We start from the raw sequence: 13,394 nt of genomic DNA on the forward strand, positions 1-13,394 counted from the left end.
AGAAATGCAGTGAAACCCTTTGATTACGAACAAGACTTTAAGAATATCGATTTCCGACAGCGGCCAGACCTTTATCAGGTTGGGCGCGGTGAGCAGGGGGTGTTAATGGTGGAGCCTTACAAGAGCGAAATTCTGCCATTCTGGCGCTTCCGAACCGTGGAACTGGCTCAGGAATCTTCCGTTCAGATCATGCAGTTGTTTGAGGACTATCGCGCACAGGACGACTTTGTCGGCATGGATATGGCGCGAAAATTTATTCAGATGGGCTATACCCGCGCACGTCGCTATAGCAATCACAAAGGCGGACGCAAATATGATGCAGACGGTAACGAGCTACCTCGTACCACAGAAAAAGAAAAGGCCGCAGCGGCGGCCATCTTTAAATCATGCTGGGATCGGCTGAGAGCGGATACCGATTATCTGGCGCGCAAACGTGCGCACCAGCAGCTGCACGGTTAAACGCGCGTACCCCATAAATCGTACTCATCGGCGTGTTCAACTTTAACACGCACCACATCACCGACTTTCACCTGACGGTCGCCATTCAGATACACCGCACCGTCGATCTCAGGTGCATCGGCCATGCTGCGACCCACCGCGCCTTCTTCATCCACTTCATCGATAATCACCAACACTTCACGGCCGATTTTCTCCTGCAAACGTTCGCTGGAGATTTTCTGCTGCAGCTGCATAAAGCGATCGAAACGTTCCTGCTTCACGTCGTCTGGCACCTGATCCGGCAGTTGGTTGGCCGTCGCGCCTTCAACCGGGCTGTACTGGAAGCAGCCAACGCGATCCAGACGTGCTTCTTTCAGGAAGTCGAGCAGCATCTGGAAATCTTCTTCGGTTTCGCCGGGGAAGCCGACGATAAAGGTCGAACGCAGCGTCAGTTCCGGGCAAATTTCACGCCAGCGTTTGATGCGCTCCAGCGTACGTTCAACCGCGCCTGGACGCTTCATCAACTTCAGGATGCGTGGGCTGGCATGCTGCAACGGAATATCAAGATAAGGCAGAATTTTCCCTTCGGGCATTAACGGAATCACGTCATCCACATGCGGGTAAGGGTAGACATAGTGCAGACGCACCCACACGCCGAGTTTCGCCAGCTGTTCGCACAGGCTGACCATGCTGGTTTTCACCGGGGATCCATTCCAGAAACCGGTGCGGTGTTTCACGTCAACGCCGTATGCCGAGGTGTCTTGCGAGATCACCAGCAGCTCTTTCACGCCGGCTTCCACCAAACGTTTGGCTTCATCCAGCACCGAACCAATCGGACGGCTATCAAGATCGCCACGCATAGAAGGGATGATGCAGAAGGTGCAACGGTGGTTACAGCCTTCGGAAATTTTCAGGTAAGCATAGTGGCGCGGCGTCAGCTTAACGCCTTGCTCTGGCACCAGGCTCAGGAACGGGTTGTGTTCCGGCTTTGGCACATAGGTGTGAACGTGCGACAGCACTTGCTCATAGCTGTGCGGGCCGGTGATTTCCAGTACCTTAGGATGTACTTCGCGGATCTGATCCACTTTGGCACCCAGGCAACCGGTGACGATCACTTTGCCATTCTCGTTCAGCGCTTCACCGATCGCTTCCAGTGATTCCTGTACGGCGCTATCAATAAATCCACAGGTGTTAACGATGACGATCTCCGCATCATCGTAGCGTGGCACCACATCGTAGCCTTCAGTACGCAGTTCCGTGAGGATGCGTTCTGAGTCGACGAGGTTTTTTGGGCAGCCGAGTGAGACGAAGCCTACGCGCGGCGGATTTTTGACATGGCTCATAAGGATAATAATTCATCATAATTAGTGTGGATAGGCGGGGGATTGTACAGAGGTTGCGAGGGAAAATGTATAGGTGATGTAAGAATCTCCTTAACCGCGTAATGGGCGTTTCCCGCTATGCTTAATGGAGCTGTTATCCGTTCAAATCGTCGCCGATAAGGCTGACGACTGCGAACCGTTAACGGTGATCCGAGTTGTGTAATCCAGCCTGTTTTGCTTAAATGTTCGGTTGGTGATTGTAAGTTATTCACCGCACTGAAGAATTTGAACGCGTGCTGACGGTGCAGATCGTACCGCCAGCGCAGATGCGGATAAAGTGAGAGCAGACAAATGCAAGAGATCGTTAAAGGTTTTCTGAATTTCCAACAGAATGTGTTCCCTGAAAGGAAGGATCTTTTCAAAAGTCTGGCGTCAAACCAGAATCCCAAAGCCCTGTTTATCTCCTGCTCAGACAGCCGTCTGGTGCCTGAACTGGTCACCCAATCCGAGCCAGGCCAGCTGTTCGTGATCCGTAACGCCGGTAATATTGTGCCGCCGTTTGGTCCCGAACCGGGCGGTGTGTCCGCCACGATTGAATACGCGGTCGTTGCGCTGGGTGTGACTGAGATCATCATTTGCGGTCACTCCAACTGTGGTGCCATGAACGCCATCGCGTCTAATGCGGATTTAGAAAGCATGCCAGCGGTCGATCACTGGTTGCACTACGCCAATGCGGCGAAAGCCGTGGTGGAAGAGCGTAACTATGAAGCAGTTGAAACCCGTCTCAATGAAATGGTCAAAGAGAACGTGATTGCTCAGCTGAACAATATCAAAACACACCCTTCGGTAGCGGTGGCGCTGCGTAAAGGCAAAGTGCGTCTGCATGGGTGGGTTTATGATATTGAGAGCGGCGGCATTATTGCCTTGACCAAAGGCGGCGAAAGGTTCATTTCGTTGTCTGAGAATCCTGAGACCTGCTTCGAGTGATTCCCTAACCACCTGCAATGCAGGTGGTTTCTTCTCCCATTCTGTGAAAATTTCCCGCCAAAGCGCAGCGTGCGCTCTACACTTGAGAAGCGATTTACCTCTTATAAGGGCTTTCTCATGCGATTTCGTCTTTATATTCCTGCTTTAACGCTGGCTATGCTGGCGGTGGGTTGTACCTCTCATGTCGCGGATAAACAGCAGTTTTCCGGCTTTCTTGGCGATTACAGCCAGTTAAAATCTGAACAGTCACCGAGCGGTAAACCGACATTGCGCTGGATCTCGCCGGATTATCACAGCGCGGATTACACCAACGTGGTGTTCGAACCCGTGGTTTACTATCCCGCCGCGCGACCGACTGAACGCATCAGCCAGCAAACATTGGATCAAATCCGTCAGTACACCGATAGCCAGTTAAAACGCGCGGTCGCAGAACGTAAACCGGTGGTAGGCAAGCCTGGTGCACATACGCTCAGGGTGAAAAGCGCCATCACCGCCGTGACGGCAGAAAACGAAGGGATGCAGTTCTACGAAGTGGTGCCGATTGCGGCAGTTGTAGCGAGCACCATGGCGGCCACTGGCCACCGTACGCAAAACAGTGCGCTGTTCCTCGAGGTGGAAGCGGTCGATGCGCAGACCGGTAAGCCAATGATCAAAGTCGTGCGCAAAGCCTTTGGTAAATCCCTGCCGAACAACAGTACGCCAATTACGCTCAACGATCTTCGTCCGGGCATCGACGAAATGATTCGTGATGTTGTGGCCTTCTCCGCGCCTTAATCCCGTCGCCCGGCGCTATGTCGGGCTTAATGTTTTGTAAATCCTGCACATCCTTTCTTACGGGCTGACTACCCTTAACGGCAGACCGTGATAAAGGAGAATCCCATGCGTTTACTGCCTGTCGCGCTGTTGCTTGGCGCATTGAGTTATGCCCATTCGACCCTGGCTGCTGATGTTCAGGTTCAGGTACTACAGGACAAACTTGATCATCCGTGGTCAGTGGCTTTTCTGCCTGACAATCAAACGTTGTTAATAACCGAACGCTCCGGGCAACTCCGCAGTTGGCAGCCGGGAAAAGGCTTGTCGCAACCCATTAGCGGCGTACCCAAAGTGTGGGCAAATCGTCAGGGCGGCTTGCTGGATGTGGTGCTGGCACCGGATTTCGGCCAAAGCCGCCGCGTGTGGCTCAGTTACACCACGGCAGATGACGAGGGGCGAGCGGGCGGTGTGGTCGGCTATGGTCGGCTCAGCGACGATAACCGTCAATTGAGCGACTTCAAGGTGGTGCTGGAGCAGACACCCAAGCTCTCCAGCGGTGCCAATATGGGGACCCGTCTGGCATTTGATGGTCAGGGCTATCTCTACATTGCCTTTGGCGACAACTTTTCCAGCCTCAGCGCCCAACAACTCGACAAGCTTTCAGGAAAAATCGTGCGCCTGACCCAGAACGGTGAAATCCCGGCAGACAATCCTTTTGTCCAGCGCAAAGACGCGCGGGCAGAAATCTGGTCTTACGGCATGCGCAATCCACAGGGATTAGCTTTCAATCCGTGGACACAGCAAATGTGGGAGAGTGAACACGGCCCGCGCGGCGGTGATGAAGTGAATATCCCGCAGAAAGGCAAAAACTACGGCTGGCCATTGGCCACCTACGGCATTGATTACAGTGGACAGAAAGTGCCGGAAGCGCAGGGCACGCACGTGGCGGGCACGGAACAACCGCAGTTCTGGTGGAAAGTGTCACCAGCCATCAGCGGGATGGCGTTTTACAACAGCGCACGTTTCCCGCAGTGGAAAAACTCGCTGTTTATCGGCGCATTAAAGGAAAAAAGCCTGATTCGCCTGCGGGTGAACGGCGAGAAAGTGGTCGAAGAGCAGCGACTGCTGGAGGATCGCGGTGAACGTATTCGCGATGTGCGTCAGGGGCCGGATGGTTATCTCTATGTGCTCACCGATGAAGCCAACGGCAAGCTGTTAAAAGTAGGGCTGGCGGAACCCGCCAGCGCCTCGCGTGGTTAACTTAACGTACCCAGCTGCATACTTCCCAACCCCGCTGCTGCGCTTCCTGCTGCAGCAGCGCATCCGGGTTAATGACCCAGGCGTGATCAGCGTGGTTGAGCAAGGGTAAATCGTTCATGGAGTCGCTGTAAGCCCAGGTTTTTTCAAAGCGCTTATCCTGTTGCAAAGCTTTCCAGTCGCTCAGGCGGGTGACTTTCCCTTCACGATAGGTGGCGGTGCCATAAATCTGGCCGCTGTAACGCTCGTCAACCACTTCTACGCCAATCGCCAACGCGCCGTGTACACCCAGACGTTGCGCAATCGGCACCGCCAGATGATCGCCACTGGCGGTAATGATCATCACGGTGTCGCCGCGTTGCTGATGCCAGTTTATGCGTTCCCGCGCGGCGGGGAAGACGCGTGGCAGAATATCGCGATGGATGAAACGCCGTACCCAACCCTCAACCGTCAGGGTCGCCATACCGGCGAGCGGGGAAAGCGTGGTGCTCATATACTCTTCAATCGACAGGGTGCCGGCATGGTATTTCTCCATTAAGGCTTGTTCCTGAGAGATGAGTGCTTCGGGGGCAAATCCCTGTGAGACCAGCCAGCGCAGCCACAGGCTGGTACTGTCTTCACAAATCAGGGTTTCGTCCAGATCGAAAACGGCTAAGTCCATCGTGGTTCTCCTCGGGCTGATTGGCATCAGGTTAGCGGAATTTTGTGACTGGCTTAACCGTTCTGCGAAAAATCGGAATTTCTCTCACTTTTTCCACTACGGCGTAACAGTAAAAGTGGCAGCGCGTCGGGGTTGATGCCAGGGTTACTCTAATAAACTCTATAAAACTTTACGGTTGGACGGTTTTGTTCGCAGGTGGTAAGCGTGTAGCTTTTATTAAGACATGTCTTACCTGCTAGAAAACCATGATTTAACAAGGACAATCTGGTCACGCTCATGAGAAAAAACTCCGTCATTTCTGCCTTGCGGCCGCTGGCTGCCACTTCATTATTAGTGCTTTTCCTTCCCGTCACCACTCAGGCTGAACAGGCGCCTGCTGCACCGCAAATTGAGGCCAAAGCCTGGATTTTGATGGACTACAACAGCGGCAAGATATTGGCTGAGTCCAATGCCGACCAGCGGTTGGACCCCGCCAGCCTGACCAAAATGATGACCAGCTACGTGGTCGGCCAGGCGCTAAAAGCCGGCAAGATCCACAACGATGACCTGGTCACTATCGGCCAGGATGCATGGGCAACCGGCAACCCGAAGCTGCGCGGTTCTTCACTGATGTTCCTGAAACCGGGTGACCGTATTCCGGTCTCTGAACTCAACAAGGGCGTGGTGATTCAGTCAGGCAATGATGCCTGTATCGCGCTGGCCGATTATGTCGCCGGTAGCCAGGACTCGTTTATCGGTCTGATGAACAACTACGTTAAGGCGTTTGGATTACAGAATACCCACTTTATGACCGTGCACGGGCTGGATGCCGATGGGCAATACAGTACCGCGCGCGATATGGCGATTATCGGCCAGCGTTTGATCAGCGATGTACCTGAAGAGTATGCGTTAAACAGTGAGAAAGAGTTCACCTTTAATCACATCAAGCAGATGAACCGTAACCGCCTGTTATGGAGCAGTAACCTGAAGGTGGATGGGATTAAAACCGGACACACTTCGGGCGCGGGTAATAACCTGGTCGCGTCCGCCGTGGACGGAGACATGCGTTTGATCTCGGTGGTACTGGGCACGCAAACCGATGCGATTCGCTTCCGTGAAAGTGAGAAGCTGCTGACCTGGGGGTTCCGTTTCTACGAAACCGTGACACCGATTAAAAGCGATAAGCCTTTTGCCCAGCAGCGCGTATGGTTTGGTGAGCAGAGTCAGGTCAATCTCGGTGTCGCGAAAGACGCAGCGATCACCGTGCCGAAAGGGCAGATGAAAAACCTCAAGGCGAGTTTCACCCTGAATTCACCGCAGCTGGAGGCGCCACTGGAGAAGAATCAGGTGGTGGGGACCATTGATTTCCAGCTGGATGGCAAAACCGTGGATCAGCGCCCGCTGGTGGTGATGGAAGCGGTGCCGGAGGGCGGATTTATTGGCCGTATCTGGGATTTCATTATGATGAAATTTAACGGCTGGTTTGGGAAGTGGTTTAGTTAGTCCCCTATCGGGCGGCCCGAGTGAGCCGCCCTTTACCTTATCCGCGTACCCACCCTTTTTTGATCGGCATAGCGAACAGGGCGCGATACAGTTGGTGGGTGAAGGCCAGCATGCGTTCGCCATACAACTGCCACGCCATATGCGAAGCCAGACACGCCAGCAAGCCCACCAAAAATCCGCCCAGCATATCCATCGGCCAATGCACGCCAAGATAGACGCGTGACCAGGCGATCGCACTGCCAACGGCCAGCAGAATGACGCCAGACCATAGGCGATGCCAGAAGATGAACGCCAGCGCAAAAGTAAAGATGGTGGTGCCATGATCACTGGGATAAGAGTCATCGGCGGCGTGAGCGAGGAATTGGTGCCCTAAGCCAATGGCAAATGGACGCGGATGCGGCAACAGTTGGCCCACGCACCATGAAATGCTTAATGCATAAATCAGCGCCATGCCGGTTTTCAGTACCAGCGCGCGTTGAGATTGCACCTGATCGCGCGGTCCCCAAAACCATAAGGCCACAATCAGCAGCGGGACAATGGCAATCACATCTTTGGCGATAAAGGTCGCCAGATTAATCAACCATGGCGGTGAATCCGTCGTGGCGTTGATCCATAGAAACAGGCTATGGTTGAGCGCTTCCATCACGTTTGCTTTTCCTCATCTTGTCTACCCAAAAAGAAACACCAGCAAAAATCAGCACCTGGCTCAGCCACACCCACCAGCCAGCCCACAAGTTGTGAGAGAAAAAGTGGGCACCGCGCATCACCTGTCCGTATCCCATCAGTAAGCCCACCGCGATACCGAACAACAGCGCCAGTACGGCGCGGCGCGAACGCTCGGGCCACCACAGGAAGAACAGCGCCATCAGGGCAAAGCCGCTGGAAGCGTGACCGCCTGGGAAACATTGCCCCGGACCGCTATTGACCGGAGTGGGATCCAGCAGCACAAAACTGGCTGCCTTACCGCCAAACATCGCCAAATCCCATGGACAGGAGTGCGCGCTGTGCGCCTTCAGGATGCCCACCACTAGCGGCCCCATACCAAACAGCAGGGCCACCAGCACGCGACGGCCATCGCGCTTCTGCACACCTCGTAACAACATCAATACCGCTCCAGCGATGATCACATCCTTGAACAAGCGATGATTGATCAGATCCAGCCAGCGGTTGTGTTGCCACGGAAACGTCTGCGTCTGCGGGTCAAACCACTGCTGGCTGATAGCGATATCCAGGTTTTCGTGGCGCGACCACCACATAAAAACCAGTGCTGAAATTGCCAGTAAAATAAAGTTGATAGCGTAAAAGCGACCAGACAAACAATAAATAGTCGGGCTCTTAATCTTATCGTGGGTTGTTGGAGTGTTTAACTTTGATGAAAGTTGCATGAATATTGGAAAATAGCGAAACCAGAGTGGCAGGGTCGCAATTTACGCTTAGGAGAACCTTAAGCGGCAGGAATTGCAGGCATAAAAAAACCCGCAAGTCAGTGACCGGCGGGCTCCACAATTTGGGGATTTCAAAGAAAAGCAGTGGCACTTATTCAGACTGCGCCCCAAATAGAAAGTTCTGAACGCAGTAAAAATATTTTTAAAAAGGCAAAAGCGGCCAAATTATCACAATAAGCGTGCCGGCGAGCGTCAGCAAAACGTTAGCAATCGCATAAGTTCCTGCATAGCCGAGTGCCGGAATGCTACTGCGTGCGGTATCGCTGATAATCTCCATGGCCGGGGCACAGGTGCGAGCGCCCATGATGGCACCAAACAGCAGCGCGCGGTTCATACGCAGCACGTAGGCACCAAACAGATAGCAAATCACCACCGGGATCAGACTCACCAGCAGACCGCTGAGCAACATCAAGGCGCCCGCGCTGCCAAGGCCATGTTGCAGGCCACTACCGGCGCTCAGGCCGACACCTGCCATAAACACCATCAAACCGAACTCTTTCACCATGGTCAGCGCCCCTTGCGGAATGTAGCCAAAGGTCGGATGGTTGGCGCGCAGGAAGCCGAGCATGATACCCGCGAACAGCAAACCGGCGGCGTTACCGATGCCAAAGCTGAAGTTGCTGAACTGGAAGGTGATCATGCCGATCATCAACCCAATGATAAAGAAGGCGCAGAAGGCCAGCAGATCGGTCATCTGACTGTGAATCGCAATAAAGCCGATGCGATCCGCCAGGCTTTTCACACGGCGTGCTTCACCGCTCACCTGCAATACATCGCCTTTGTTCAGCATGATGCTGTCATCAATCGGCATCTCAATCTGACTACGAATCACCCGGTTAAGGAAACAACCATGATCGGTGAGTTTCAGATGGCTCAGGCGTTTATTCACCGCATTGTGGTTCTTCACTACAATCTCTTCGGTGACGATGCGCATGTCGAGCAAATCGCGGTCGAACACCTCTTTGCCGTTACGGAAGCTGGCATCGAGGCGTGCATGTGCGTCGGGATAGCCCACCAGCGAGATTTCATCGCCGAGTTGCAGCATCGCATCCCCATCCGGGCTGGCAAGAATACCGTTACGGCGCAGGCGTTCAATGTAGCAGCCGGTCTGGCGATGAATGCCCAGCTCGCGCAGATTTTTACCGCCGCTCCATTCCACCAGTTCCGGGCCAACGCGATAGGCGCGGATCACAGGCAGGAATACTTTGCGCTGGCTGTCAGCATCCAGACCGCGCTCTCGCGCAATCTGCTGTGCACAGGTCGGTAAGTCCTGATGTTGCAGACGAGGCAGATAGCGCGCGCCAAAGATCAGGCTGACCAGACCAATCAAATAGGTGAGGGCGTAACCGAGGCTGAGGTTATCCTGCATCATGCTGAGCTGATGGTTGTCACTGATGCTTTGTCGCAGCGTGTCACCCGCGCCAACCAGTACCGGCGTGGAGGTCATGGAACCGGCCAGCATGCCTGCCGTGAGACCAATATCCCAGCCGAACACTTTGCCGAGTCCCAACGCAACGAGCAGGGCGCTGACCACCATAACAATGGCAAGAAGGAAGTAGTTTTTACCGTCGCGAAAAAAGATCGAGAAAAAGTTAGGTCCGGCTTCAACACCGACACAAAAAATAAACAACATAAAGCCGAGACTGAGTGCGTCGGTATTTATCGCAAAGTGCTGTTGACCTAAAATCAATGAAACAACGAGGACACCAATGGAATTTCCTAGCTGTACCGAGCCGAGACGTAATTTGCCTAAGCACAGCCCCAGGGCTAAGACGACAAATAATAACAGAACGTCATTTCCGCTTAACAATTCTGCGACGTTAATGTTCACGGTTTAACTTCTTCTTTACCTGTAACAAGTTGATGAAAGGGCCTTTTTTCGCTATCTTGTGGCAGCTGTGAATGTCCTTGCCGCCAGGAAGGTGCAGACCATTATTTAAAACGGCGTCATTCTAATCATAAATAACTTCCTCAGCTATCAGCAGTTTTTAATCCTTCTGCCAGCGGCTGTTTCTTTTTATTTCCACTTGTGCGCATCAGGGCAGTAAACGTTTCAATATTGTTAACAACAAAGTTGAGGATGGTTATGTTGCAGCGCAATAATCGCTGGCCAGCATCGGTTCTGGGTATGATGCTTTATACGCTGGTGTTTATTTTTGCACACCATTTTTGGGCCGTTGCCGCGGAACAAGCGATGCGGGGACAGCCTGAATTATTGCTGTTTTTATTGCCGGGCATGTTAATGGCGCTGTTGCAGCCGGATAGTCCCCTGGTCAGTACATTGTGGGTCGCCGTGGTGGGCACGCTTTTGGGTATGGCCTGGATGTGGCTCACCGTCACGCAGATGCACAGTTGGCTGCTGATTGTTGCATGGAGTTTAAGTGCGCTGTTTTGGGCTGGATGCGGGGCGTTACTGGTACGCCTGATGAGGATTATGCTGGCGATGCGTGCCGAATAGCACGATCAAAAACGGGCCCGCAGGCCCGTTTGCTTAGGCTTCAACACCCAGATTTTCTTTGGTCCATGCTGCAAATTCGGTGTAACCACCGATGTGCTGGTCATCAAGGAAAATCTGCGGCACGGTGGTCACCGGTTTGCCGGCACGTGCTTCCAGGTCGGCCTTGGTGATGCCGGTCGCCTGAATATCGACGTACTGATAGTTGAAATCATCGCGCTCGCTGGTCAGCTTGGTGGCTAACTCTTTCGCACGTACGCAGTATGGGCAGCTTGAACGGCCAAAAATCACTGCAATCATTGCTTCTCTCCTTCCGCTGCTGTTTTGTGACCAGTTTCACATTACAGCGTGAATAATGGCTAACATCATGCCCGCCCATCCTGCTTAAGCAAAGAAGAAAATGCCTGTTACTCTAATGACCGCAATCTATGTCCATCATACTTCACTCCGCAGACGCGTTTGGCTTCAGTTAAGCTGCTGGTGATAGCCATGCCTTGCTGCAGAGCGAATTATTCGGGTCTAAAATGCGACTGACCTATTGAGCAACTGAGGAAATCGCCCATGCGTAATCTGGCCACGTTGCCGAAACCGGTTTTGCTGCTGGAAGTGCTTGGCGTGCTCGCGGTGATTGGTGCGCTATTACTGGTTAATAACTGGATTGCGGCACCTGATTTTATGGCGCAGAAGTCGCTGGCGACGCTGCTTTTTTTCCTTGGCATTGCGCTGATGCTGCCTGCCGCCTGGCTGATGATGTGGCGTACCGCGCAAGCGATGGCACCGCAGTTGTTCAATCACAACCACAAAAAGAAGTAACCGGAGAGGATTATGACGCCGACCATCGATTTACTGTGCAGCCACCGTTCCATTCGCGCCTTTACCGAGCAGGGCATTGATGATGCTCAGCGCAGCGCGATCATTGCTGCAGCACAAGCGGCCTCGACCTCCAGTTTTTTACAATGCTCCTCGATTATTCGCATTACCGACCAGGAAAAGCGTGATCAGCTGGTGCAACTCACCGGCGGGCAGCCATGGGTGAGTGCCGCCGCTGAGTTTTGGGTGTTTTGTGCCGACTTTAATCGTCATCAGCAGATTTGCCCGGATGCGCATCTCGGACGCGCCGAGCAACTGCTGTTGGGTTGTGTCGATACGGCATTAATGGCACAAAACGCCATGGTCGCGGCGGAATCGCTGGGGCTGGGTGGTGTGTTTATTGGTGGCATACGTAATAGCATCGCGCAAGTCACCGATTTGCTGGAACTGCCGAAATTTGTGCTGCCACTGTTTGGCTTCTGCATCGGCCATCCAGCCTCTGCCCCAGACGTGAAACCGCGTATGCCAGCGGCGATGCTGGTGCATGAAAATCGTTATCAATCTGTCGATAAAAGCGTGCTGGACCAGTACGATAACCAAATCACGGCTTATTACCAGCAACGTGACAGCAACCAGCGTTCGGAAACCTGGAGCGAACTGATTCAACGCCTGATCATCAAAGAAACGCGTCCGTTTATGCTGGATTATCTGCATCAACAGGGCTGGGCAACGCGCTAAGCACAAGGAATTCTGCAATGAAGATGGCCATTCTCACGCGTGATGGAACGCTGTACTCGTGTAAGCGCCTGCGCGACGCCGCGGAAGAGCGTGGTCATCAGGTGCAGATGATCGATCCACTCTCCTGTTACATGAACATCAATTCCGATTCTCCCGCGGTGCATTATCGTGGCGAACCGCTGGGCCACTTTGATGCCGTTATCCCGCGTATTGGCACGGCGACCACCTTTTACGGCACGGCGGTGCTGCGCCAGTTCGAGATGTTGGGCAGCTATCCGCTGAATGAATCGGTGGCCATCACCCGGGCGCGTGACAAACTGCGATCGCTGCAGCTGCTGGCGCGCGAAGGCATTGATATGCCGATCACCGGGTTCGCCTCTTCGCCTGATGATACCCAGGATGTGATCGCCATGGTCGGTGGTGCGCCGCTGGTGGTGAAACTGGTCGAGGGCACGCAGGGGATTGGCGTGGTGCTGGCGGAAACGCGCCAGGCGGCTGAGAGCGTGATTGATGCCTTTCGTGGCCTTAACGCCCACATTCTGGTGCAAGAGTTTATCAAAGAGGCACAGGGGCGAGATATTCGCTGCCTGGTGATCGGCAATGAAGTGGTGGCGTCGATTGAGCGTGAAGCGAAAGAGGGGGATTTCCGCTCAAATCTTCATCGTGGCGGTAAAGCGCACGCTGTGACCATCACCGAAAAAGAGCGCGAAATCGCCGTGAAAGCCGCATCCACGCTCGGGCTGGAAATCGCAGGGGTGGATATTTTACGCGCCAATCGCGGTCCACTGGTGATGGAGGTGAATGCCTCGCCAGGGCTTGAGGGCATCGAAGGGACCACCGGCCTCGACATCGCTTCCATGATGATTCATTGGGTAGAAGCGCATGCTTGCCCCGGCTATCGTCTTAAAACCGGGGGCTAGGCGTAATGCCGATCAGTTAAGACAAAAATGATCGGTTGAACGATCCGGCAGTTCTGCAAGAATCCGTAATCTCTCAGGGATTACGGATTTTTTTATGCTTCTCAGTCAGGCTCTCGATATCGTTCA

Annotated in this window: 15 protein-coding genes; 9 read left to right on the top strand and 6 right to left on the bottom strand. The window is 53.6% G+C overall.

Translation table 11 applies throughout. The annotated features are described in order from the left end of the window. Positions 1 to 9 precede the first annotated feature (9 nt). The gene (locus tag F3J37_RS09715; RefSeq protein WP_166933197.1) at positions 10 to 459 is read left to right on the top strand and encodes a DUF4385 domain-containing protein; all 450 of its coding nucleotides are present in this window, start codon (positions 10 to 12) and stop codon (positions 457 to 459) included. Here the strand turns inward: F3J37_RS09715 and rimO are convergent. Beyond that, positions 456 to 1,781 (bottom strand): 30S ribosomal protein S12 methylthiotransferase RimO, encoded by a 1,326-nt coding sequence (rimO, locus tag F3J37_RS09720; RefSeq protein WP_166933199.1) that lies wholly within the window; start codon positions 1,779 to 1,781, stop codon positions 456 to 458. The two genes, F3J37_RS09715 and rimO, sit on opposite strands and share 4 nt — an antisense overlap. 330 nt (positions 1,782 to 2,111) lie before the next feature. On the opposite strand from rimO, the gene F3J37_RS09725 reads away from it, so the two are divergent. The 3 genes from F3J37_RS09725 to F3J37_RS09735 all read left to right on the top strand — a co-directional run bounded on the left by F3J37_RS09725 (position 2,112) and on the right by F3J37_RS09735 (position 4,760). Continuing rightward, the gene (locus tag F3J37_RS09725) at positions 2,112 to 2,747 is read left to right on the top strand and encodes a carbonic anhydrase (RefSeq protein WP_058961964.1); all 636 of its coding nucleotides are present in this window, start codon (positions 2,112 to 2,114) and stop codon (positions 2,745 to 2,747) included. A 117-nt stretch (positions 2,748 to 2,864) separates the two neighbouring features. Further along, a complete protein-coding gene (locus F3J37_RS09730; RefSeq protein ID WP_160832410.1) occupies positions 2,865 to 3,521 on the top strand; it encodes a DUF3313 domain-containing protein in 657 nt (218 codons plus the stop codon). 105 nt (positions 3,522 to 3,626) lie between these two features. Then, complete coding sequence (locus F3J37_RS09735; RefSeq protein WP_058961966.1) at positions 3,627 to 4,760, top strand: PQQ-dependent sugar dehydrogenase; 1,134 nt, start codon at positions 3,627 to 3,629, stop codon at positions 4,758 to 4,760. Between the two features lies 1 nt (position 4,761). Here the strand turns inward: F3J37_RS09735 and F3J37_RS09740 are convergent, their stop codons facing one another. Then, entirely contained in the window at positions 4,762 to 5,418 is a 657-nt protein-coding gene (locus F3J37_RS09740) for an HAD family hydrolase (protein WP_058961967.1), read from the bottom strand. A 276-nt stretch (positions 5,419 to 5,694) separates the two neighbouring features. On the opposite strand from F3J37_RS09740, the gene F3J37_RS09745 reads away from it, so the two are divergent. Further along, on the top strand, positions 5,695 to 6,900 hold the full coding sequence (locus F3J37_RS09745; RefSeq protein ID WP_166933201.1) for a serine hydrolase: 1,206 nt from the start codon (positions 5,695 to 5,697) through the stop codon (positions 6,898 to 6,900). 37 nt (positions 6,901 to 6,937) lie between these two features. On the opposite strand, the gene ybjG is transcribed toward F3J37_RS09745, so the two are convergent. From ybjG to F3J37_RS09760, 3 genes are all read right to left on the bottom strand, one after another. After that, positions 6,938 to 7,543 (bottom strand): undecaprenyl-diphosphate phosphatase, encoded by a 606-nt coding sequence (ybjG, locus tag F3J37_RS09750; protein WP_160868976.1) that lies wholly within the window; start codon positions 7,541 to 7,543, stop codon positions 6,938 to 6,940. Next, the gene (locus tag F3J37_RS09755; protein WP_166933203.1) at positions 7,524 to 8,285 is read right to left on the bottom strand and encodes a phosphatase PAP2 family protein; all 762 of its coding nucleotides are present in this window, start codon (positions 8,283 to 8,285) and stop codon (positions 7,524 to 7,526) included. The genes ybjG and F3J37_RS09755 overlap by 20 nt, the downstream gene beginning before the upstream one ends. Positions 8,286 to 8,487: 202 nt before the next feature. Further along, positions 8,488 to 10,176 carry an aspartate:alanine antiporter gene (locus F3J37_RS09760; RefSeq protein ID WP_097119352.1) on the bottom strand — a complete coding sequence of 563 codons (1,689 nt, stop codon included), beginning with the start codon at positions 10,174 to 10,176 and terminating at the stop codon, positions 8,488 to 8,490. Positions 10,177 to 10,431: 255 nt separating this feature from the next. Here F3J37_RS09760 and ybjM point away from each other — a divergent pair, with 255 nt between their 5' ends. Next, on the top strand, positions 10,432 to 10,803 hold the full coding sequence (gene ybjM / locus F3J37_RS09765; protein ID WP_166933205.1) for an inner membrane protein YbjM: 372 nt from the start codon (positions 10,432 to 10,434) through the stop codon (positions 10,801 to 10,803). Between the two features lie 33 nt (positions 10,804 to 10,836). On the opposite strand, the gene F3J37_RS09770 is transcribed toward ybjM, so the two are convergent. Further along, positions 10,837 to 11,100, bottom strand: a complete 264-nt coding sequence (locus tag F3J37_RS09770) for a GrxA family glutaredoxin (RefSeq protein ID WP_034820748.1) — start codon at positions 11,098 to 11,100, stop codon at positions 10,837 to 10,839. A 261-nt stretch (positions 11,101 to 11,361) separates the two neighbouring features. Here F3J37_RS09770 and F3J37_RS09775 point away from each other — a divergent pair, with 261 nt between their 5' ends. The 3 genes from F3J37_RS09775 to rimK are packed head-to-tail and all read left to right on the top strand — an operon-like array spanning position 11,362 to position 13,268. Next, complete coding sequence (locus F3J37_RS09775) at positions 11,362 to 11,613, top strand: DUF1418 family protein (RefSeq protein ID WP_097119351.1); 252 nt, start codon at positions 11,362 to 11,364, stop codon at positions 11,611 to 11,613. Between the two features lie 12 nt (positions 11,614 to 11,625). Beyond that, positions 11,626 to 12,348 carry an oxygen-insensitive NADPH nitroreductase gene (gene nfsA / locus F3J37_RS09780; RefSeq protein ID WP_097119350.1) on the top strand — a complete coding sequence of 241 codons (723 nt, stop codon included), beginning with the start codon at positions 11,626 to 11,628 and terminating at the stop codon, positions 12,346 to 12,348. Positions 12,349 to 12,365: 17 nt separating this feature from the next. Next, positions 12,366 to 13,268 (top strand): 30S ribosomal protein S6--L-glutamate ligase, encoded by a 903-nt coding sequence (gene rimK / locus F3J37_RS09785; RefSeq protein ID WP_038647884.1) that lies wholly within the window; start codon positions 12,366 to 12,368, stop codon positions 13,266 to 13,268. Positions 13,269 to 13,394 lie beyond the last annotated feature (126 nt).

The organism is Candidatus Pantoea communis (assembly GCF_011752685.1).
In the GTDB taxonomy this organism is placed as follows: Bacteria; Pseudomonadota; Gammaproteobacteria; order Enterobacterales; family Enterobacteriaceae; genus Pantoea; species Pantoea communis.

Coding starts and splice junctions, on each gene's coding strand:
- rimO (WP_166933199.1), bottom strand. CDS start 1,781: ATGAGCCATGTCAAAAATCCGCCGCGCGTAGGCTTCGTCTCACTCGGC.
- F3J37_RS09725 (WP_058961964.1), top strand. CDS start 2,112: ATGCAAGAGATCGTTAAAGGTTTTCTGAATTTCCAACAGAATGTGTTC.
- F3J37_RS09730 (WP_160832410.1), top strand. CDS start 2,865: ATGCGATTTCGTCTTTATATTCCTGCTTTAACGCTGGCTATGCTGGCG.
- F3J37_RS09735 (WP_058961966.1), top strand. CDS start 3,627: ATGCGTTTACTGCCTGTCGCGCTGTTGCTTGGCGCATTGAGTTATGCC.
- F3J37_RS09740 (WP_058961967.1), bottom strand. CDS start 5,418: ATGGACTTAGCCGTTTTCGATCTGGACGAAACCCTGATTTGTGAAGAC.
- F3J37_RS09745 (WP_166933201.1), top strand. CDS start 5,695: ATGAGAAAAAACTCCGTCATTTCTGCCTTGCGGCCGCTGGCTGCCACT.
- ybjG (WP_160868976.1), bottom strand. CDS start 7,543: ATGGAAGCGCTCAACCATAGCCTGTTTCTATGGATCAACGCCACGACG.
- F3J37_RS09755 (WP_166933203.1), bottom strand. CDS start 8,285: ATGCAACTTTCATCAAAGTTAAACACTCCAACAACCCACGATAAGATT.
- ybjM (WP_166933205.1), top strand. CDS start 10,432: ATGTTGCAGCGCAATAATCGCTGGCCAGCATCGGTTCTGGGTATGATG.
- F3J37_RS09770 (WP_034820748.1), bottom strand. CDS start 11,100: ATGATTGCAGTGATTTTTGGCCGTTCAAGCTGCCCATACTGCGTACGT.
- F3J37_RS09775 (WP_097119351.1), top strand. CDS start 11,362: ATGCGTAATCTGGCCACGTTGCCGAAACCGGTTTTGCTGCTGGAAGTG.
- nfsA (WP_097119350.1), top strand. CDS start 11,626: ATGACGCCGACCATCGATTTACTGTGCAGCCACCGTTCCATTCGCGCC.
- rimK (WP_038647884.1), top strand. CDS start 12,366: ATGAAGATGGCCATTCTCACGCGTGATGGAACGCTGTACTCGTGTAAG.